Source organism: Paenibacillus sp. OK076 (genome assembly GCF_900110055.1).
Lineage (GTDB): Bacteria > Bacillota > Bacilli > Paenibacillales > Paenibacillaceae > Paenibacillus.
The window spans coordinates 803,074-824,570 of record NZ_FOCH01000002.1 but is presented as its reverse complement, the minus strand read 5'-3'; the positions used below and the strand labels follow the sequence as shown (position 1 = coordinate 824,570).

Below are 21,497 nucleotides of genomic sequence, written 5' to 3'. Positions count from 1 at the left end.
TATGTTCCGCTTCGAGGCCCGCGAAGGCCCCGAATCAGAAAGGTTGTATAAAGTCTTATTAAGCGTTCTTCGCTGCCACGTGCTCTTCAATCAACGTAGCTACCAAGGATACTGCCTCATCGATCTCTTCCTTGCTCACATACAAGTTTGGAAGCAGACGAATGACATTTGGTCCAGCGGATACAAAGAGAATGCCTCGTTTCTGACCGGCAAGCACGATGTCGCCTACCGCTTCAGCACATTCGATTCCAACTAGCAGACCCATACCCCGAACTTCTTTTACAAACGAGTTGCCTGCCAGACGCTCCCGCAGAGATTTCATCAGGTATTCGCCCATTTCAGCTGCACGTTCTGGCAGGTGGTCTTCAAGCATCGTTTCAATCGTTGCAATGACCACGGAGGAAGCAAGTGGTGTACCGCCAAACGTTGTAGCATGGCTGCCTGCAGTAAACGCATCCTTTAGATAACCTTTACCTAGCATCGCACCTACAGGGAATCCACTACCAATACCTTTGGCTACCGTGAAAATGTCCGGCTCAATGCCATAATGCTCATGCGCGAACAGTTTGCCTGTACGTCCCATTCCGGTCTGCACTTCATCCACAATCAACAGCAGTCCGTGTTCTTCACACAGTTTCCGAACGTGATGGACAAAATCCGGTTTAACCGGATGCACGCCACCCTCAGCTTGCACCATCTCCAGCATAATTGCTGCTGTATTGGGTCCGATTGCCGCTTCGAGAGCGGCTGTATCATGCAATGGTACGGTCACGAATCCGGCTGGCAATGGCAAAAATCCTTCTTTCACCTTATCCTGTCCAGTTGCTGTCAAGGTTGCGAGTGTCCGTCCGTGGAAGGATTGGGCAAATGTAATGACTTCGTACCGACCTGTGCCTTTTACCTTCTGGTGATAGCGACGCGCCAGTTTGATTGCCGCTTCATTCGCTTCTGCACCACTGTTACAGAAAAATACAGCATCTGCGCACGTATTTGCAGTCAACAAAGCCGCTGCTTTTTCCTGACCGGGAATCTGGAACAGGTTGGATACATGCCACAGCTCATCAATCTGAGCTTTCAGCTTGGCTCCCACTTTCTCCGGTGCATGGCCCAGACTCGTTACAGCCAACCCGCACATGAAATCAAGATAACGATTGCCCTGATCATCCCACAGCCAGCTGCCTTTACCTTTGACCAGACTGATTGGATAACGTGCATACGTTTGGAAAAGAGAGCTTTCCGTCTGTGACGCTGCACCTGTCGCTGCTACGCCCGCTACTGCTGTGCCAGAACCTGGCTGTTCATTGCCTTTTGCCATCACCTATCACTCCTATTGGTTGGTGCAACGGCAATCATATAAGAGCTATAATTTACACTAGACCACTCCGATTGCAGGACCATCTTTTGAACGTAAGCATACTCCACTTCGATGACAGAACAACCTTTCGATCGCTGTTATCCCCGGATTTTTTTGATTGATCCTTAAAGGGGAAAATCCGGGGATAAAGGCGCACGCTTCGCTTCTTCAGGTTATTTCTGTCCTCTACGTTATGCATTTTTATTCTTCAGATTGGTTCTGCACCCTACGTTATTGTGTGTGTAATATTAGATTTCTTATATAAAAAAGCGATGCACATATTTTTTTATTTACTATAAGACCATGAAGACACTAGCGCACTGAGAATAATTACTGCATACGGATAATTCGGGTTCCGATCGTTTCTCCGCCAAGCACACGGCTCAGGATCTGTGGTTCGCTGCCATCTACGATGATGACCTCACGCACTTTGCCGTGAATACAAGCGATGGCTGCACGCACCTTTGGAATCATGCCGCCATAGATTTCTCCGGTTTGGATCATATCCTCGATCTCTTGTACAGAGACGGATGGCAGTACTTTTTTCTCGCCACCTACATTTTTCATAATGCCAGGGACATCAGTCACTACGATCATCCGGCTCACTCCGAGGTGGGAAGCTACCGCACCTGCTGCTGTATCGGCGTTGATGTTATAGCGTTGCCCAGATGCATCCACACCAACTGGCGCGATAACTGGCATATAGCCCATTTCCACAATACCTTGAATAATCTCCGCGTTAACGCCCGTTACGTCGCCTACAAAACCAATCTCTGCATGGTTGCTAACCGGTTTCGCCTGGATCAAACCACCGTCCACACCCGACAAGCCCAGCGCACGTCCACCAACACGTTGGATTAAACGTACGATCTGTTTGTTAATACTCCCCGCAAGAACCATTTCCACGACGTCCAGCACAGGTTCCGTTGTTTTGCGCAATCCGTTCACAAACTCGGTCTCTATGCCCAGCTTCGCCAGGTTATTCGAGATCGCAGGGCCGCCACCATGTACGATGACAGGCTGTGTTCCCTGGGACTGCAAGTCACGCAGATCTGCAAAAAAGGATTCAGGCAACGCCGCCAGCGTGCTGCCTCCGCATTTCATGACAAACGTCTGCTTCTCGGCACCTGCTTCAGTTCCGGTACTCTCATTTTGCAATGTTGAATTCATGAGGGCACTCCTTTCGTTCAAATATTCTAAAAGGCCTAACACTTAATTGATGCGATATTCGGTGGCTGACCGTTCCGAATCCGGATCGTTCTTTCGATCGCTGTTGTCTCCAAGTTTTTTTGGGATTCCCCTTCTCTAAGGGGAAAACTCGGAGACAAAGGCGAACGCTGCGCTTCTACAGAATCGATTCCGACTTCTCCACTGCCTTCGCCAGTTATCAACTACCAAATAAAGTTCAATCCTTATACATTTTCTATATATTTACGAAACAGCTTCTCATAGGGAAGCTGTTAGCTTCAATAAAATAAATGCGTAATAATTATTACGTGCGGTATGCCGCGTTAATTCGTACATAGTCATACGTCAGGTCACAGCCCCATGCGATGGCCGTTCCCTCGCCGTGGTGCAGATCGACCACAATCCGTACGGTATCGGTCTGCAAGTAGGCCAGCGCCGCTTCTTCGTCGAATACGACTGGACGGGATTGTTCAAGTACAGAGATGTCTCCCAGACGGATATCAACCGTCTCCGGGTTCACCGGCTGTCCTGCTCGCCCTACGGCTGCAATAATGCGTCCCCAGTTGGCATCCGCACCAAACATCGCGGATTTCACCAGGCTGGACCCAATGACGGTCTTAGCAATAGCTTGCGCAGATTCATCACTTACGGCACCCGTTACGTATACTTCTACCAGCTTGGTTGCTCCTTCGCCATCGCGCGCGATGGCTTTGGCAAGCACTTCGCACACATATGTGAATCCTGCAGCAAAAGCATCCCAATCCGGATGTTCCACGGTCAGCTCTTCGTTACCTGCCAGACCACTGGACATTGCGACCAGCATGTCGTTCGTGCTCGTATCTCCATCCACTGTAATCATGTTAAATGTATGATTGGTCGCCTGGCGCAGCAGGCGCTGCAACGCTTCTGCACTAATGACCGCATCCGAGGTCATGAAGGCCAGCATGGTCGCCATATTCGGATGAATCATCCCCGATCCCTTGGCGGCACCTGCAATGGTAATCGTTTTGCCGTTCACCTCAACGGAGACGCAGGCTTCTTTTTTTACCAAATCGGTTGTCAGAATAGCTTGGGAAAAATGCTCCGCTTCTTCTGCTTCCTTGCCCAAACGTGCCGGAAGTGCGGTAATCCCCGAGTGTACAGCGTCCATCTTCAGCAATTCACCAATGACACCTGTAGAAGCGACAGCAACATCCTCTTCTGCTACTCCCAATTCACGTGCAGCCGCCGTACGCATGGCGTAGGCATCCTCTTCACCTTGCTGTCCAGTACACGCATTGGCATTCCCGCTATTCACGATGACTGCCTGAAGGCGTCCATTGCTCAAGCTCTCACGCGTGACTTTCAGAGGTGCGGCTTGGAACACGTTCGTTGTATACACCGCAGCTGCAGTTGCCGGCACGTCACAGCGGATCGCCCCGATGTCGTTACGAGACGTTTTTTTCAATCCGCAGTGCAGTCCGCCAGCAGTGAACCCGCGCGGAGTTAAAATCGTTCCGTTCTCAACTATAGTAAAGGCCTTTTGCTCCACATTTGTTCCCATATGTTATCCCCCGTTATGCGTTCGGCCGCATGCCGATTGTCCGCTTGCTTAGCCTGATCCGTCTTCCCCACATGGTTTCGGAATTGCGTCTGGACGCTCTCCCAATGATTCAAACCTTATGGATATACTGGAGTCATGTTCAGCCCGAGGTTCTCCTCCCATCCCATCATCAGGTTCATATTTTGAATGGCTTGCCCGGATGCACCTTTCACCAGGTTGTCGATGACCGAAATAATCGTCAAACGACCTGTACGAGGATCAGCCGCAAATCCGATATCACAATAGTTCGATCCGTACACTTCCTTCGTTGAAGGCCAGATCCCCGGCTCACGTACACGCACGAACGGCCGATTCTCATAATATTTGCGGTACAGATCAACGATTTCACGGTCACTATGTTCACCAGTTAGATTGGCATACATCGTACTCATGATTCCACGCGTCATCGGCACCAGTTGAGTTGTGAACGTTACTGTGACTGGAGTGCCAGTGATATTTCCCAGCACTTGCTCGATTTCGGGAATATGCTGATGTTTATTGAGTTTATATGCTTTGAAATTCTCATTCATTTCTGCATAATGATACGCCAGAGCTGTTCCCCTTCCCGCACCCGATACGCCGGATTTGGCATCAATGATGATACTGGAAGGGTCAATCCATCCTGCCTCAACAGCTGGAATCAATCCGAGTAACGTAGCCGTTGGGTAGCAGCCGGGGTTGGAAATAAAGTTCTTGCCCTCCACTTCGTCGCCATACACCTCTGCCATGCCGTATACCGCCTGTTCCAGCAATGAAGCAGATGGTGCCGGATGTTTATACCACTCTTCATACACCGTTCCATCCTTAAGTCTGAAATCTCCAGACAAATCAATGACCTTAAGACCTGCTTCAAGCAGGCTCGGAACGAGCTTTGCGCTTACACCAGACGGGGTCGCTGTGAACACCAGATCTGCACGACTTGCAATCTCAGCCGGGTCTACGCCGTCGAGTGGCCTCTGAATCACGTCCGTCAAATGCGGGAATCCATCTGCGATGGACTCACCACTGCTGGATGAAGAGATTACCGAAGTAATTTCAACCTGCGGATGATTCTGGAAAAAACGAATCAGTTCCACCCCGCCGTAGCCGGTGGAACCGACGATTGCCACTTTTAATTTGTTATTCACTCTCGCTCCCCCAATCTTGTCGTATGCGCTACTTATACTGTTCTCCTGCTCCCAATGAGCTTTCATACAGCAATTCCGTCGCTTCTATGCATATTTGTGTATTATTATACAACTCTAGTTATATAAATACAACACTCTATCATCAATTTTACATGGATTCTCATTGCTTCCGAACATATCTTTCCAACATCTGCGGACGAACCCGTATACTTCTGCTAAAATACGTATTATAGGAAACATTACAACCAGGGTCTATTTCATAATCAATCTACACGATGAAGGGTTTATGAATGGATTCATGATGGTCATTATGAGACATGGGGGACTACAGTGCATATCGAATCCATTTTACTTGTTGTACTCCTGGGCCTGAATATTATTTTTGCAGCAGCGGTCGTTTTCTTCGAACGAAAGGATGCCAGTGCATCCTGGGCTTGGCTGCTCGTCTTAAACTTTATTCCGGTTTTCGGGTTTGTACTCTACTTATTAACAGGGCAAAACCTGACGCGCTATCGGCTTTTCCAGTGGAAAGAGCGCAAGAAGCTTGGGCTTGAAAAACGTATTGCTGCCCAGCTTGATCAGCTGCAAGACAACCGAACACCGTTCCGTAATCAGGCGACGGAGAGTAGTCAGGACATGATTTATATGAACCTGAAGCAAAACGATGCTCTTTTGACCGAAGATAATGCAGTCGAGATTATTACCGACGGAACAGACAAATTTCAGCGGTTGCTCGATGATATCGAGGCAGCGAAGGATCATGTTCATGTGCAATATTACATTTATAGAGGCGACCGACTCGGCAAAAGAATCCGGGATGCACTCATCCGTAAAGCGCGCGAAGGTGTCAAAGTTCGTCTGCTGTATGACGCGCTGGGATCACGGCGCGTATCCAAACGTTTTTTCAAAGAATTGCGCGAAGCAGGCGGTTTGGTTGAGGTCTTTTTCCCATCCAAATTCAGTCTGATTAACCTGCGTATGAACTACCGAAATCACCGTAAAATCGTCATCATTGATGGTAACCTTGGATATACAGGCGGATTTAATGTGGGGGATGAATATCTCGGCTTGAATTCCAAGTTCGGTTACTGGCGCGATACTCATTTGCGTATTCAGGGTAATGCTGTTCATGCTCTTCAGACCCGTTTTCTTCTCGATTGGAATGAAGCGTCCAAGCAGCACGATACACCATATGTTCCGGCGCATTTCCCTCATATTGAGGGCACAGGAACAACTGCCATGCAGATTGTATCCAGCGGACCGGATGCAGAGACAGAGCATATCAAGAACAGTTATCTGAAAATGATTAATGGAGCCAAACATTCGATTCTGATTCAGACGCCTTACTTTATTCCAGATGCCAGTGTATTCGAAGCCATTCGTCTTGCGTGCCTGTCAGGAATTGATGTTCGCATTATGATTCCAAATAAACCGGATCACGCCTTCGTATATTGGGCTACGCTATCTTATATCGGTGAGTTGTTAAAAGTGGGAGCCACCGTGTTCATCTACGATAACGGCTTTATTCATGCGAAAACGCTCATTATCGACAGTATGGTCGCATCTGTGGGAACCGCTAATATTGATTACCGCAGCTTCCGATTGAACTTTGAGGTCAATGCTTTTATGTATGATGAGGCGATTGCGACTGCTCTTGTGCAGACGTTTGAGCATGATCTTCTTGTATCCCGTGAGATGACGCTGGAGGAGTACAATAAACGCAGTGTGAAAATCCGCTTCAAAGAAGCGATCTCTCGTCTGCTATCTCCGATTCTGTAGATACAGGTAGTAGTAGAAGGATTATCAGTCCAAAGAAAAAAGCAGGTGCTTACTTTCCAGCTATGTCTGGTGGAGGAGTACCTGCTTTTTTTCGGATTATAAATTTAATTTCTTATAAGTTAAACGAATGATCTCTACACTGTTCTCCGTTATCTTATGAATGTTAGTTTCAGTTATAAAGCCCCTACTCGCTGTACCTTAAAATTCCCCACGCTTAAAGCCTTCGCCGAGTACTTCATGCGCATTGCTAATAATGACAAAAGCCCCCGGGTCCACGGACCGGATCAACGCTTTCAGTCTAGGCACCTCATTCTGTCCAACGACCACCATGAGTACGGTTCGCTGATCGTCGGTGTAGCCACCTTTTGCCTCCAGCTTCGTCAGTCCGCGATCCAGATCATCCAGAATCACCTTCGTAATCGGTTCGGTCTGGTTGGAAATAATGTAAGCTACCTTCGAGTTACCAAGGCCCATCTCGACGGCATCAATAACTTTACCGGTAACGTATAACCCGATCAGAGCATAGAGCGACTGCTCCAATGACAATACAAAAGCAGCCATAATAATGACCGTAGCATCCATCATCACCACGCAAAGAGAGTAACTTAGTCCACTATATTTTTGTACGATCCTGGCCAGAATGCTCATGCCCCCTGTTGAGCCTCTACCCCGATATACGATTCCAATCCCAAGTCCAACCCCAATTCCGCCATAGAGTGAACCAAGCAGCGGATTCGTTGTTGGAATGGCCCAGTCTTTCGTGAGATAGACAAACAGTGGCAGTACAATACTGCCGAGTACAGAACGTATTCCATACTGCTTGCCAATCAGGAGAAAACCCGCGATCAGAAGCGGAATATTAATAGCCCACTGGGTGTATGCCGGCTCAAGCCCCAGCCAATGTTTGCCCAATATCGATAACCCGGATACCCCACCTGAAGCAATCTGATTCGGAAGTAAAAATAAATTAAAGGCCACGGCAATCAAAAACGAACCTAAAATAATGGATACGGTATCTACAACGTTTCTCCATGGGCCGTTCAGGGGAATGAGCGTGGTTAGCCTCTTCTTGCGGTTATTGTGTAACGGCTGTTGCTGTTGCATGTCATCTTGCTCTCCTTTTTTTGTATATATGCTCAAAAAAAAGCCCCTGTATACACCCAGCATACGCCTACACGTATCGGGTCTATACAGGAACTTTTGATTAATCGGTATCTACTTTAATCTGGCTGCGCAAATAACCATCGATGAATCCATCGAGGTCGCCATCCATTACTGCTCCTGTGTTTCCAGTCTCTACGCTCGTACGGTGATCCTTTACCATACTATAGGGATGGAATACATAGGACCGAATCTGGCTACCCCACGCAATATCCGACTGTTCTCCTCGGATTTCGTCCAGCTGTTGTTTTTGTTCTTCAATTTTACGTTCATACAATTTGGAACGAAGCATCGTCATCGCTCGCTCACGGTTCTTAATCTGTGACCGTTCATTCTGGCACGTTACAACCACACCTGTTGGAAGGTGAGTAATCCGTACAGCTGAGTCGGTGGTATTGATATGCTGTCCACCCGCGCCGCTCGCACGGTACGTATCGATCTTGAGATCTTCTGTCCGAATGTCCAATTCAATCGTGTCATCAATCTCAGGCACCACGTCACAAGATACGAAGGAAGTATGTCTGCGTCCTGAGGAGTCAAAAGGTGAGATCCGCACCAATCGGTGCACACCCTTTTCGGCTTTCAGATACCCATAAGCATTATGCCCCTTGATGGATAGCGTGACACTCTTTATTCCTGCTTCATCTCCTGCCAGATAATCCAGCACCTCAACCTTGAAGCCACGCTTCTCGGCCCAGCGTGTATACATCCGCATCAGCATCTGTCCCCAGTCCTGTGACTCGGTACCACCAGCACCCGGATGAAGCTCCAGAATCGCATTCATCTTGTCATACGGCTGATTCAGGAGAAGCTGTAGCTCGAACTCTTCTACCTTGCTCACGATGGCTGTCACGCTGTTGCCGATCTCCACAGCCAGATCATCGTCGCCTTCTTCGTCAGCCAGTTCTGCCATCATGACCGCATCGTCATAATCCTGCTGCAGCTTGATGTATTGGTCCACAGATCCCTTCACCGCGTTCAGCTCAGCGATTACGGATTGTGCCTTATCATTATTATCCCAGAAATCCGGGGCGGACATCTTCACTTCGAAGTTCTCAATCATCTCTTGCTTAAGATCTAAGTCAAAGAGACCCCCTAAGATTTGTTAGTTTCTTGCCTATTTCACGCAGGTCCTGCTTCACGCTTGGATCGATCATGTGCAATTCCTCTTTTCATTAAGATAAGCTCCCCGCATTCAGGGCATTCCTTCAGATCAAGTATCCGATGCTTCACCTTGGAGTCTCGGTTACCTTAATAACGGCAAGCCTCTTCTCCATGATTATGGTACATAGTTATAACTATGCACCAATTACAGGTTATGCATCCTTCATTTGATCATTTGGAATACCCGGCTGCAAGGAGCCGTTCATGTCATTCTATTTAAGTTGATCCAGCATTCGTTACACCTTATCACTCCGATTGCAGTAGCATCTTCCGATCGCTCTTATCCCCAGATTTTCTTGATTCCCTCTCACAAGGGAAAAATCCGGTGATAAATGCGAACGCTTTGCTTCTCCAGATTGCTTCTGCACTCTCCGTTATGGTGTAAAAATTCAGATCCAACTTATAAACAGGGTAATGTAGAGAGTCGTTTAACTACTCTTGACCGTGGCAGTGTTTGAACTTTTTGCCGCTACCACATGGACAAGCATCGTTGCGTCCGATTTGGTCAGACACTTTTACCGGACGTTTCTCTGTAGGTTCGCCGCTTGTCGAGATCTGACTTTCGTCAACAACCGCTTGACGCTCCTGATTGCTCTCGATTTGTGCTCTCATCACATAGGTTGCCACTTCTTCCTGGATCGAAGCAATCATCTGATGGAACATTTCGAAGCCTTCGAACTGGTACTCACGCAGCGGATCTGTACCGCCGTAAGCACGAAGGTGGATACCTTGACGCAATTGATCCATCGCATCAATATGATCCATCCATTTGCTGTCTACTGCACGGAGTACAACCACTTTCTCGAATTCACGAACCATCTCTTCACCGATCCGCTCTTCACGCGCATTGTACTTGTTCTGAACTTTCTCAAACAGGTAGTCGATAATCTCTTCTGCTTCTTTGCCCCACAGATCATCTTTCGTTACTGAGCCTTCATCCAGCAATTTGCTGTTCATGTAGTCGGCAACTTCCTGCAGCTCCCAGTTTTCCGGAATATCGTCACTGCAATGAGCTTCCACAATACGTTCAATGGAAGGCTTGATCATATCCATAACGATCTGTTTGATATTCTCGGACTCAAGCACCTCACGGCGTTGTTTATATATAATTTCACGTTGTTGGTTCATGACATCATCATATTGGAGAACGACTTTACGTACGTCAAAGTTATTACCTTCAACCCGTTTTTGTGCCGACTCTACCGCACGGGTAATCATCCGGCTCTCAATCGGTTGGTCTTCTTCAAAACCAAGACGCTCCATCATGTTCAGTACATTGTCTGCACCGAAACGTCTCATCAGCTCATCACCAAGTGACAGGTAGAACTGTGTAGAACCAGGGTCACCCTGACGTCCCGCACGTCCACGCAGCTGGTTATCAATCCGGCGTGATTCATGACGCTCTGTACCGATGATATGAAGGCCGCCCACTTCAGCTACGCCTTCACCCAGGATAATATCCGTACCCCGTCCTGCCATGTTGGTAGCAATCGTAACCGCACCAGCCTGACCCGCACCTGAGATGATCTCCGCTTCTTCCGCATGATATTTGGCGTTCAATACCTGGTGACGGACACCACGGCGTTTCAACATATCGGAAATACGCTCGGAGTTTTCAATGGAAACCGTACCAACCAGAACCGGTTGGTTCTTACTGTGACGTGCCACAATTTCTTCCACAACCGCGTTGAACTTGCCATCGATGCTCTTGTACACCACATCAGCCATATCATCCCGTTTGTTTGGACGATTGGTTGGAATCTGCAATACTTCGAGACCATAGATTTTTTTGAACTCTTCTTCCTCGGTCTTCGCTGTACCCGTCATTCCCGCAAGCTTACGGTACATCCGGAAATAGTTCTGGAATGTAATTGTAGCAAGAGTCATGCTCTCGTTCTGTACTTCAATACCTTCTTTGGCTTCGATCGCTTGGTGCAATCCATCGCTATAACGACGTCCTGCCATCAGACGGCCTGTGAACTCATCGACGATCAGTACTTCTTCATCACTCACCACATAATCGACGTCACGACGCATGATTACATTGGCTTTCAATCCCTGTACGATGTGATGGTTCAGCGTAACATTGGCATGATCATACAAGTTTTCGATACCAAATGCTTTCTCTGCCTTCGCCACACCAGCTTCAGTCAGTGCTACGGATTTCACCTTGATGTCCACCGTAAAGTCTTCCTCTGGAACCAGACGCTTCACGAAACGGTCAGCTGCATAGTACAGATCTGTGGATTTCTGAGCTTGTCCGGAAATGATCAAAGGCGTACGTGCCTCATCGACCAAAATGGAGTCCACTTCATCAATGATACAGAAGAACAATGGACGTTGTACCATCTGCTCTTTGTATAACACCATGTTATCACGCAGATAGTCAAAACCAAATTCATTATTCGTTCCGTACGTAATATCACATGCATAAGCATGTTGTTTCAAAGCATGGTCCATACCGCTCAGGTTAACCCCAACCGTCATGCCCATGAATTCATAAATTTGTCCCATTTCCTGGCTATCCCGTTGAGCCAAATAATCATTGACCGTTACCACGTGTACACCTTTGGACATCAATGCATTCAGGTATACCGGGAGTGTTCCTACCAGTGTCTTACCTTCACCCGTTTTCATCTCTGAAATCCGGCCTTCATGCAAGGCAATGCCTCCGAGCATCTGTACGTCATAGTGACGTTTGCCCAGTACACGGCGAGATGCCTCACGTACGGTTGCAAATGCCTCAGGAAGAAGTTCATCTGTCGTTTCTCCCTTTTCAATGCGGGCACGGAATTCCTCCGTTTTGGATTTCAGTTGTTCATCAGACAGAGCCTGAAATTGTGGTTCCAGTTTATTGATCACATCGACTGTCTTCATCAGACGTTTAACATCACGTTCGTTCATGTCGCCGAAGATCTTTTTGACAAGTCCTAGCATGGTATACCCCTTTCGTGCAAAACAGAATAGACCCCCTGCTGCCGCCGCGCGACACCATCGGATGGATATGAACCCACTTGCCCGGGGGTGACAAACGATATAATTTGAGCTTACTGAAGGTTACACTCCATTACTCAGCTGGCAGAATGTCCTTCCGATCGCTGTTATCCCCCGATTTCTTTAACTCCATCTCAGAGGTAGAAATCTGGGGATAAAGGCGAACGCTTCGCTTCTACAGGTCATTTCTGCCCTCTTCGCTATCCGTGTAAAAATCAAATTCAAATTATTATGAAGAAATAATAATATAAATGAATCAACTCCAGGCTTGCCAAGGTTCCCTCATGAAGCTGATTCGGTATTCATCCGGATCCGGTTATTAGAAACAACCGAATACCGAGCCTTATGAATCATGTTCATGGTGCTGTGCCTGTCATTGATTATGATTAGTGATCATTCGTTGACAATTCCTCATCAGGACAATGATTCTCTTTGTATAAATTGTAACAGTTTGTAAGGGTCGCCGCAACACGCCACGGCACACTTCTTTGAACTTCTGAAGCCTCTCCGATGGAGTTTAAGTGCAAAAAATCATAGTCGTTAGCGGAAGCCCTAAATTCTATCGTTTCATTTTCCAGTTGGATAAGGCATGTTAACGAATTTTGATGGTAAATTTGGATGAAAATCTCAATATAGAGAAAAAGAATACATCTTTAACGACTTCTCCGCAAGCACTGAAAATTTTTCATTCAATTTGCACGGATTTGTCTCATTCCTATTATCTATTAGACGCAGTAGCATGGGAAATAGTTTCACAATCTTGCTTCATCCACTTTTTCTAGCCCTAGTACGCACAAAAGAGCCCCATCCCATAAAGGATGGAGGCTCTTGTTAGTTCGAAGTCCTATACAGGAGATAAGACCCCTGTCTTCATTCATTATCATTTAAAAAAATCATTTTTTCATTTCAATTCAATGGTTCAGTCACCAAACTAGTTTAGTATTTTAACTCAATCCATTAACCTTGTTCAATTAAACCGTATTTCCCATCGTTCCGTTTGTACACCACGCTGACTTCTTCATTCTCGATGTTCGAGAATACAAAGAAATTGTGGCCAACCATGTTCATTTGGAGAATAGCTTCTTCCACGTCCATCGGTTTCAACATAAACCGTTTGGTCCGTACCACTTCCAAGTCATCGTCTTCCGTATCCGCATCCAGTTCAGCAGTAGCTACTGTGCCTGTCGGATCTTCCACGAAGAAAGTTTTTAGGCCGCCTTCCTGGCGGAACTTACGGTTAATTTTCGTTTTGTGTTTACGGATCTGACGTTCCAGCTTGTCTACCACCGAGTCAATGGAAGCGTACATATCGTCGCTCTCATCCTCGGCACGGAGCACAAAGCCTTTCAAAGGGATCGTCACCTCTACCGTATGCAAGCCTCTCGTCGTGCTCAATGTAACAGCACCGTCAGAGTTAAGGGGTGCATCGAAATACTTCTCGAGTCTACTCAACTTTTTGTCGACATAATCCTTCAAAGCATCGGTAACCTCGATTTGTTGACCTCGAATACTTAAATTCATAGGGCACTCCTCCTTTTCCTTTGCCACTTCATTATAACACGAATGTAAGCGCCATGTAAAAACTCCCGGTGACCGAATAATGACATCTGTTCAAGTCACATCAGCCAACATAGGCTTACCGCCATATTTCGCGATATTTCACCATTTTGGGGCATAATCGTTCATTAACATGGATGGTCTTATTAGGCGCTTGATGATGTAATTAACCGTTTCCGAGCTCCTTCAATCTATTATGTAAAATGAACATCAATTTACCTGTTGTATCTGCCAGACTCATACGAATATTGACCTCAACTGATTCTCAAATTTCGAATCTATTAGAACAAAAAAAGACCCCGGAAACACCGGAGTCTGATGCTAGCGATAATTCAATTGGTAACCATCTAACCATATATGTAGGTCGGATTGTCCGGATGATTATAATTTGATTACGTTAGCGGCTTGCGGTCCACGCGCGCCTTCGACGATGTCGAATTCTACGGATTGACCTTCTTCCAAAGTTTTGAATCCTTCGGATTGAATTGCGGAGAAATGTACGAATACGTCGCCGCCGTCTTCAGTTTCAATGAAACCGTAACCTTTTTCTGCGTTGAACCATTTTACTTTACCTTGCATGCACTAACATTCCCTTCGTCATCAAATGAAGTGAGGTTGTGTCAAAGACCCTTGCCCACAATTCAGACTATACCATCCAAAGTTATCCATTGTCAATTGGTAAAGAAAATGTTTTATTGTAAAATAATGTTTCTATTTGTGATTATGCCCCCTTCTAATAATAAATTTTTATAAGAAATGAAATTACTAACTACGAAGTACTTTCCATGCTTAAAATCGGAACATTGGATGAGTATTTTATGGAATAGAGATTTATTTCTGTTGCAATTTCCACGTCTCTAAGAATTAATTCTTCTCTGCTTTTGAACTTTAGACCTTTATCTTTCATGCAATAGTCGAATAGCATCAGAAAATCTGCATTTAAACCGTGCTCGATTGATTTAAAAATTTGCCCATTAATATCATTCACATTAACTTCATGTAAAGTGCAATTTTCGATTTTCCCACAAAAAGATCTCTTATCTGCTATAGTAATCAAGCTGTCACCGGAACCGTGAAATGATTGGATCTCGCACTTGTTTTTATTTTGTAAATAAATTTTTTCTAATCTTAGTATTTCTTTGTCTTTGACCATATTTCTAGCTATATAATCAAAGTTTACTACACTATCGTTTAAATACAGCTGTCTTGTAGCTTCAAGATACAACGGATACAACCAAGCAGAATTATCAATGATTAAACTGAACAAATCTGGGGATAGCGCATTCATTAAATACGCCAAGTACCCTCCATGTGAGTGACCATAAGCTATGATTTTACCTGCATTAAAATTCAAGTTATTATCTTTCAGGATCTGTCCGACTATACTTATAGCTGTAATATTATCTAATGCTTGCATTATTCCCATATCATTAAAATTATATCGACTTTCCGGCAAAGGATGACTCTGCATAAACTCCCAACCAAAGTAATTGCATTGAACGGAGACTAGATTATATTCGTCCGCAAACACAGATCTCATTTTTTTATAGACATTAGAGCCAGCATTAGCACCAAATCCAGGTATTAACAAAACAATACCTGTCTGTTGATTCACGCCGTAATCCGGTTCTGAAAAGAAAATTCTCAAGTTTCTTGGAGAATTATTGTTATATATATTAGGATGACCATGAATGGTCAAATCATAGTCTTTAGACACATCTAAATCCTCCTACCTTCTTGTTAAATACATTGAAAAAGACTTTTACTCTATATGGAAGTATGAGTAATCTATTTCATCTCAATTTAGAATATCTTTTAAGTGCCTAATCACTTGCTCTTGCTCTTCCTCACTCATATTTGTACCAGATGGCACACATAGGCCTGTATTAAACAAAAATTGACTAACATCTTGGTTTTCTTCATGGACAAAGTATTCACACTCTTTGAATAAAGGCTGTAGATGCATCGGTTTCCACACATTTCTACTTTCTATATTTAGACATTCAAGATAATTGATAATATCTGAAATTTTAGTGTTTGGTAAATGTGACTCTATTGACAATGCAGTTAGCCATCTGGTCGATTTTCCATAAGATGTTTCTGGCATAAACTGGATTCCTGTTGCTGTATCCGAAAAAGCCTGATGGTAACGATAGTATATAGATCGTTTTTGCTCAATTCGCTCATCCAACACTCTCAATTGCCCTCTCCCGATGCCAGCAAGTACATTACTTAAACGATAGTTGAACCCCACATGACTGTGCTGATAATGCAGGACTTTATCTTTGGCTTGGGTAGCTAAGAATCTTGCCTTGGTCAAGCTTTCAACATCATCAGAAACTAACATTCCTCCACCGGATGTTGTGATGATTTTATTACCATTAAATGAGTATATGCCAAACTTACCAATAGTCCCGCTCATTCGGCCTTTATACGTTGCACCTAGAGATTCCGCAGCGTCTTCAATAATAGGTACGTCATACTCATCGCATATTTTTTTCAGTGAATCGTAGTCGGCACTTTGCCCGTATAAGTTCACTACAATAACTGCTTTTGGTTTTTTTCCTTTATCTGCATATGCCTTCATAGCACGCTCAAGAGCAAGCGAGGACATATTCCAGCTGCCAGGCTCAGAGTCAATAAATACTGGTGTTGCTTTCTGGTATAAGATGGGATTGGCACTAGCGACAAAAGTCAAGGAAGAACAAAAAACAATATCCTCTTCCTGCACATTGAGTAATATTAGTGCCAAGTGGATGGCAGCTGTACCCGAACTTAAGGCAACTGCACCAGCACTACCAACATAATCGGAAAATTCTTGCTCAAATGCATCTACGTTCGGCCCAAGTGGCGCAACCCAGTTACTATTGAAAGCTTCATTTATATATTGTTGTTCCAAACCGCTCATATGAGGAGAAGCTAAATAAATACGATTACGCTCAGTCATCTTCTTTTCATCCCTTACTCTCATTGAATTGTTTGATCACTTTAGCTGGACAGCCAACGGCCAAAACACAGTCTGGGACATTATGAATTACACAGGACCCGCCACCAATTATAGTATCTCTTCCAACCTTGATCTTTGGAATCAAACATGCGGCAATTCCAACATGTGTAGAGAGACCAACCTCAACTCCGCCTGCCAAATGAACGCCTGGTGAGAGATGAACATAATCTTCTATACTACAATCGTGATCAACTGTCGTTCCCGTATTAATAATCACATGCCTGCCTATAGTGGCATCAGCATTGACTACTGAGTTAGCCATAATTACGGTCCCTTCTCCAATACTAGCATCAGCACTGATCACTGCACTTGCATGTACTGCCTTTCCAAAACGAACTTTTTTTTGTTCAAATAATGAAGTTATTTTTTTTCTTACAGAATTTTGACCTATAGCTATAATGAATAACGAATTTGGATACATCTCAACAACCCTGTCAATTTTATCCACCCCCCCAAGAAGCGGAACTCCCCGCCATTCTTTTTCAGACCACTGATCATCCATAACCCCAATAATATCATCACCATTTGATCTCAGGTTATCCAGTACTACTTTCCCATGTCCCCCTGCTCCGAAGATAATGTATTCCAAAATAACCACCCTCTGTCCCTATCAAGGCTAATGATGAATACTTCCAATCAATACGTTATTGTTTTTTGAATTAATTGATCGCTATTCTTTATTCTCCTGAGAATATCAACAATTAACTGGCTTGTGTTATCCTTTGCATAGACATTTTGAGTGGAGGAAACAATCTGCCGAAAATGAGGTGATGTAGCTTCTTCCAGTGCCTTTTTAAGTGCTGTGTGACTCTCATTAATATCTATTACATTGGAAGAACGTTCTCTACGACCTTGACGGGTACCGATATTGATAACAGGAACATGAAAGGAAGCAGCCTCAATAATTCCTGAGGATGAATTTCCAACCAGGACTTCAGCATTTTTCAACATGACCAGATAATCAAATGGCTCAAAATTAGTCACCAATTGAAAACCCTCTGTTTTGGCGAATTGATTGTACACCCCTATAAGTGCATCCGAACCCGCATCGGAGTTAGGCATAATACATATAATATCGTATTCGCTATTTGACAATACATTTAACATATTATTCATCATCTGCAGATCCGCAGACTCCGTAGTAACCGGATGATAAGCGAATAGTATGTAACCTTTAGAATGAATCCGGATACTATATCTATCCATTGTTTTTTGTATATCTGGGAGAACGGTATTCATTATCGTCTCAAGTCTTGGAGCACCTACGACATGAATTCTCCATGGATCTTCACCCAGTTTAAGCAGCCTTTTTTCACTTTGCACAGTGGCCACGAGATGAATATGAGCCAATTTACTGATTGCATGGCGAACAGACTCATCTATTGTTCCTGTAACTTCTCCACCGTGTAGGTGTACAAGTGGAATGTTCATATGTGCGGCAACAACTGCTGCTGCGAGCATTTCTCCTCGATCCCCCAATACGACCACAATATCAGGCTGAATGGATTCCAATGCCTGTGTCATGCCCAATATAGCTAATCCTATTGAACGGGACATGTTCCCATGCGTCGCGCCTTGCAAAAGGCAATCCACCTGCGCAGATATTTGAAATCCATCCTTTCGTATTAGTTCAACGGTATTACCGAATTGAGGAGATAGATGCATTCCTGTTACAAGAAGATGCAGTTCTAGTGACATTTCTTCTTCTATTGCTTTTAGAACAGGATAGTATATCCCGTAATCGGCACGAGTCCCGGTAACAACAGCTATTTTTCTCATTCGAAGTCTTCCCTTGACAAGAGCTGGTCCTCTTCTACATCTCTTGAAAGTATTTTTCCAACAACGTCAAAATAGTATTTGGGTGGAATCCCTGTTCCAGGACGCTTGATGACTACATCCTGTTCTTGTATTTGTTCACCAGCTTGCATAGCTCGTCCCGCAACAAGGCTTTTTCTAGCAACTGACTTTGTGCTTTCTTCGGAAGGCATACAGCGTTTAACCCCATCCCCCATTGATTGTTCAATTTTACGAATCGCCTTCACAAGAGCAGCAAATTCATCCGGCTCCAGGGACGCCTGATGATCTGGACCGGGAAGAGAACGATCTAGGGTGAAGTGTTTTTCTATAATCTGAGCACCTATTGCTACAGCAGCAATGGAGACTTCAATTCCCTTGGTATGATCTGAATAGCCAATAACTTTTTTGAACTCAGCTGCCATAGTACGGATTGCAAGGAGATTTACGTCCTCGATAGGAGCAGGATAATCTGAGGTACAGTGAAGCAAAGAAACATCACTTTTAGCAATAACCTCTAACGACTCTCTGATTTCGTTCAAATTTGCCATTCCCGTTGAAAGAATAATAGGACGTTCATATTGATCAACCTTTTGTAGAAAAGGGATGTTATTCATATCTCCAGAGCTGATTTTAAGCGCATCAACTTGAATCGAATTTAGAAAGTCGGCACTCTCTTCATCAAAAGGGGTGGATAAAAAGTCAATCTCTCTCTTGTCGCAATAACGCTTAATCTCTATGAAATCCGAATAACTTAGCTCAAGCTGCTGTAACATCTCCAGTTGACCCCCAGGATCACCAGTGTTTTCCGTCTGATATTCTGCTTTTTGAGCATGCCTAGTTACTAGTTTCTTGCTGTTAAACGTTTGAAATTTGACTGCATCTGCTCCACACAATAAAGCTTGGTCTACACATTGGAGCGCTCGATTCAATGATCCATTATGGTTGACTCCTACTTCAGCAATAATGTAAACAGCGCCTCCACTGATTCTCGATTGAAACTTACTCATTTCTCTGTTTCCCCCCTCACCGCAATTTCCCGTGCTATTTTGAGATCTGTATAAGAAATTCAGCCCATTTTAAATCCAGTTCATTATCTATATCAACAGATCGTTCTTGTGGCATAAGATATCCGTAATTATTTGAACCAGTCATCGTATTCTGAATCATTAACAAATCTCTTTTAACAATATAAATTGCTCCGTTCAAGATATACATTTCAGACAAGTCTTGTCTCCTAAGATTATCGGCCTTCTCCTTTAAATAAGGTTCAAGCTTCCCACAAGTCCACTCTCTTAGTAAATAAGGATGAGTATCAGTTACAGTAATGCTTTGTAGTGAATCTCCTTCATTATTTATAAATAATTGATAAGCTTCATCAATATCATGAGCATTCCGCAATGGAGAAGTTGGCTGAAGCAACATAATATGCTCAAAGGAGGTGTTCTCCTCCTGTTCATAATAAAGGACGGCATGCTTTAGAACATCAATACTGGCAGCTTGGTCTGTTGCCAATTCAACAGGACGGATAAAAGGTACTTCAGCACCAGCCGACTTAGCAACACGGGCTATTTCTTCACTATCCGTAGAGACAACTACCTCATCAATATAATGACTGTTCAGAGCCGCTTCAATCGTGTAATTAATTAACGGTTTAAGATTCAACAATCTTATATTTTTATGAAGCAAGCCCTTTGATCCGCCTCTAGCAGGGATTACAGCCAAGCATTTCGATTTCTTCATATCAACACCTTCGAGAAGCCTAATCCGTTAGCATCTATCAGGTCCCTAATCTCTGATGTATGCATTCGTCTCGCTGTTCTCGAGGAATATTCCTGATGTATGGCTTTTTTAAATCCAGTGTAATCATATTCTTGTGTATTAAATACGGAGGGAATGATATACATTTGCTCGTTTTCCTGAGCCCTCTCTGATTCTTCAAGTGTCATAAGTTCCTCATATAATTTCTCTCCAGGACGAATCCCCGTTTCAATGACTTCACCTAAGAAACTTCTGCCCTCAGACTGTTCATAAGAATCAATAAGACACTTGGCCAAGTCTGTAATTTTGAGGATCGGCATTTTCAGGACAAACACCTCTCCACCTTGAGAATATTTTGCTGCATCAATTACCAATTGAGCCGCCTGTGGAATTGACATCATAAAGCGAGTCATCTCCGAATGTGTAACCGTTACAGGCTTCCCCTCTGCAATTTGATTTTTAAACAGCGGAATTACTGATCCTCTTGAACCCATTACATTACCAAACCTTACACATGCAAATATTGTGCGTTTGCTACCTTTATAAAATCCAGCAGCTGAAATCAACTTCTCAGAAAGCAGTTTTGTGGCACCCATTGTATTCGTTGGATTGACAACCTTATCCGTGCTTATGGCTATAACTTTCTCAACATTGTGCTCAATGGCTGTCTCAATAACATTCTGTACACCAATAACATTGGTTTTAACAGCTTCCATGGGATTATATTCGCATGCAGGGACATGTTTTAAAGCTGCTGCATGAAAAATAACATCAACATCCTCCATAGCATATCCAAGTCTCTGTTTATCTCTTATATCCCCTATTAAATACCTGATATTATCATATTCTTTGAGTTCTTGTTGCAACTCAAATTGCTTACTTTCGTCGCGACTGAATATGCGAATCGCTTTCGGCTGATAAGTTAATAAGTTTCTTACTATTTCACTTCCTATAGACCCTGTGCCTCCAGTGACCATCACAACTTTACCCGTGAACATACATAACCTCCGGTTCAATAAGATGTTTTAT

17 protein-coding genes are annotated in these 21,497 nt (G+C 44.3%); 1 reads left to right on the top strand and 16 read right to left on the bottom strand.

The window, feature by feature from the left end; genetic code table 11:
* Positions 1-58: 58 nt before the first annotated feature.
* The 4 genes from BMY78_RS22350 to argC form a co-directional block, all read right to left on the bottom strand.
* On the bottom strand, positions 59-1,315 hold the full coding sequence (locus BMY78_RS22350; RefSeq protein ID WP_090903566.1) for an aspartate aminotransferase family protein: 1,257 nt from the start codon (positions 1,313-1,315) through the stop codon (positions 59-61).
* A gap of 369 nt (positions 1,316-1,684) precedes the next feature.
* A complete protein-coding gene (gene argB, locus BMY78_RS22345) occupies positions 1,685-2,524 on the bottom strand; it encodes an acetylglutamate kinase (protein WP_090903565.1) in 840 nt (279 codons plus the stop codon).
* A gap of 322 nt (positions 2,525-2,846) precedes the next feature.
* Positions 2,847-4,085: a bifunctional glutamate N-acetyltransferase/amino-acid acetyltransferase ArgJ gene (gene argJ, locus BMY78_RS22340; RefSeq protein ID WP_090903564.1), complete on the bottom strand. Its 1,239-nt coding sequence runs from the start codon at positions 4,083-4,085 to the stop codon at positions 2,847-2,849.
* Between the two features lie 116 nt (positions 4,086-4,201).
* Entirely contained in the window at positions 4,202-5,251 is a 1,050-nt protein-coding gene (gene argC / locus BMY78_RS22335; protein WP_090903563.1) for an N-acetyl-gamma-glutamyl-phosphate reductase, read from the bottom strand.
* A gap of 330 nt (positions 5,252-5,581) precedes the next feature.
* Between argC and cls the strand changes: the two genes are divergently transcribed.
* Positions 5,582-7,030, top strand: a complete 1,449-nt coding sequence (gene cls, locus BMY78_RS22330; protein WP_090903562.1) for a cardiolipin synthase — start codon at positions 5,582-5,584, stop codon at positions 7,028-7,030.
* Positions 7,031-7,228: 198 nt separating this feature from the next.
* Here the strand turns inward: cls and BMY78_RS22325 are convergent, their stop codons facing one another.
* The 12 genes from BMY78_RS22325 to BMY78_RS22270 all read right to left on the bottom strand — a co-directional run bounded on the left by BMY78_RS22325 (position 7,229) and on the right by BMY78_RS22270 (position 21,466).
* Positions 7,229-8,134 carry a YitT family protein gene (locus BMY78_RS22325; protein ID WP_090903561.1) on the bottom strand — a complete coding sequence of 302 codons (906 nt, stop codon included), beginning with the start codon at positions 8,132-8,134 and terminating at the stop codon, positions 7,229-7,231.
* A 100-nt stretch (positions 8,135-8,234) separates the two neighbouring features.
* Positions 8,235-9,348, bottom strand: a protein-coding gene (prfB, locus tag BMY78_RS22320) for a peptide chain release factor 2 (protein ID WP_143067070.1) whose coding sequence is annotated in 2 segments (ribosomal slippage) — positions 8,235-9,275 and positions 9,277-9,348 — 1,113 coding nt in all. Because the reading frame shifts where the segments join, the coding sequence is not laid out codon by codon here.
* Positions 9,349-9,787: 439 nt separating this feature from the next.
* Positions 9,788-12,292, bottom strand: coding sequence for a preprotein translocase subunit SecA (gene secA, locus BMY78_RS22315; protein ID WP_090903559.1), 2,505 nt, complete (start codon positions 12,290-12,292; stop codon positions 9,788-9,790).
* A gap of 1,014 nt (positions 12,293-13,306) precedes the next feature.
* Positions 13,307-13,870, bottom strand: a complete 564-nt coding sequence (gene hpf, locus BMY78_RS22310) for a ribosome hibernation-promoting factor, HPF/YfiA family (RefSeq protein ID WP_062329707.1) — start codon at positions 13,868-13,870, stop codon at positions 13,307-13,309.
* Between the two features lie 417 nt (positions 13,871-14,287).
* A complete protein-coding gene (locus tag BMY78_RS22305) occupies positions 14,288-14,485 on the bottom strand; it encodes a cold shock domain-containing protein (protein WP_024631599.1) in 198 nt (65 codons plus the stop codon).
* 190 nt (positions 14,486-14,675) lie between these two features.
* On the bottom strand, positions 14,676-15,623 hold the full coding sequence (locus BMY78_RS22300; RefSeq protein WP_090903558.1) for a DUF2920 family protein: 948 nt from the start codon (positions 15,621-15,623) through the stop codon (positions 14,676-14,678).
* 81 nt (positions 15,624-15,704) lie between these two features.
* Positions 15,705-16,853: a DegT/DnrJ/EryC1/StrS family aminotransferase gene (locus BMY78_RS22295; RefSeq protein WP_090903557.1), complete on the bottom strand. Its 1,149-nt coding sequence runs from the start codon at positions 16,851-16,853 to the stop codon at positions 15,705-15,707.
* A gap of 7 nt (positions 16,854-16,860) precedes the next feature.
* Complete coding sequence (locus tag BMY78_RS22290; protein WP_090903556.1) at positions 16,861-17,502, bottom strand: acetyltransferase; 642 nt, start codon at positions 17,500-17,502, stop codon at positions 16,861-16,863.
* Between the two features lie 47 nt (positions 17,503-17,549).
* A complete protein-coding gene (gene neuC, locus BMY78_RS22285) occupies positions 17,550-18,692 on the bottom strand; it encodes a UDP-N-acetylglucosamine 2-epimerase (protein WP_090903555.1) in 1,143 nt (380 codons plus the stop codon).
* Positions 18,689-19,717, bottom strand: a complete 1,029-nt coding sequence (gene neuB / locus BMY78_RS22280) for an N-acetylneuraminate synthase (RefSeq protein ID WP_090903554.1) — start codon at positions 19,715-19,717, stop codon at positions 18,689-18,691. Before neuB ends, neuC begins: the two co-directional genes overlap by 4 nt.
* A 34-nt stretch (positions 19,718-19,751) precedes the next feature.
* A complete protein-coding gene (locus BMY78_RS22275) occupies positions 19,752-20,450 on the bottom strand; it encodes an acylneuraminate cytidylyltransferase family protein (RefSeq protein WP_090903553.1) in 699 nt (232 codons plus the stop codon).
* Positions 20,447-21,466, bottom strand: coding sequence for a UDP-N-acetylglucosamine 4,6-dehydratase family protein (locus tag BMY78_RS22270; RefSeq protein WP_090903552.1), 1,020 nt, complete (start codon positions 21,464-21,466; stop codon positions 20,447-20,449). Before BMY78_RS22270 ends, BMY78_RS22275 begins: the two co-directional genes overlap by 4 nt.
* Positions 21,467-21,497: the final 31 nt, after the last annotated feature.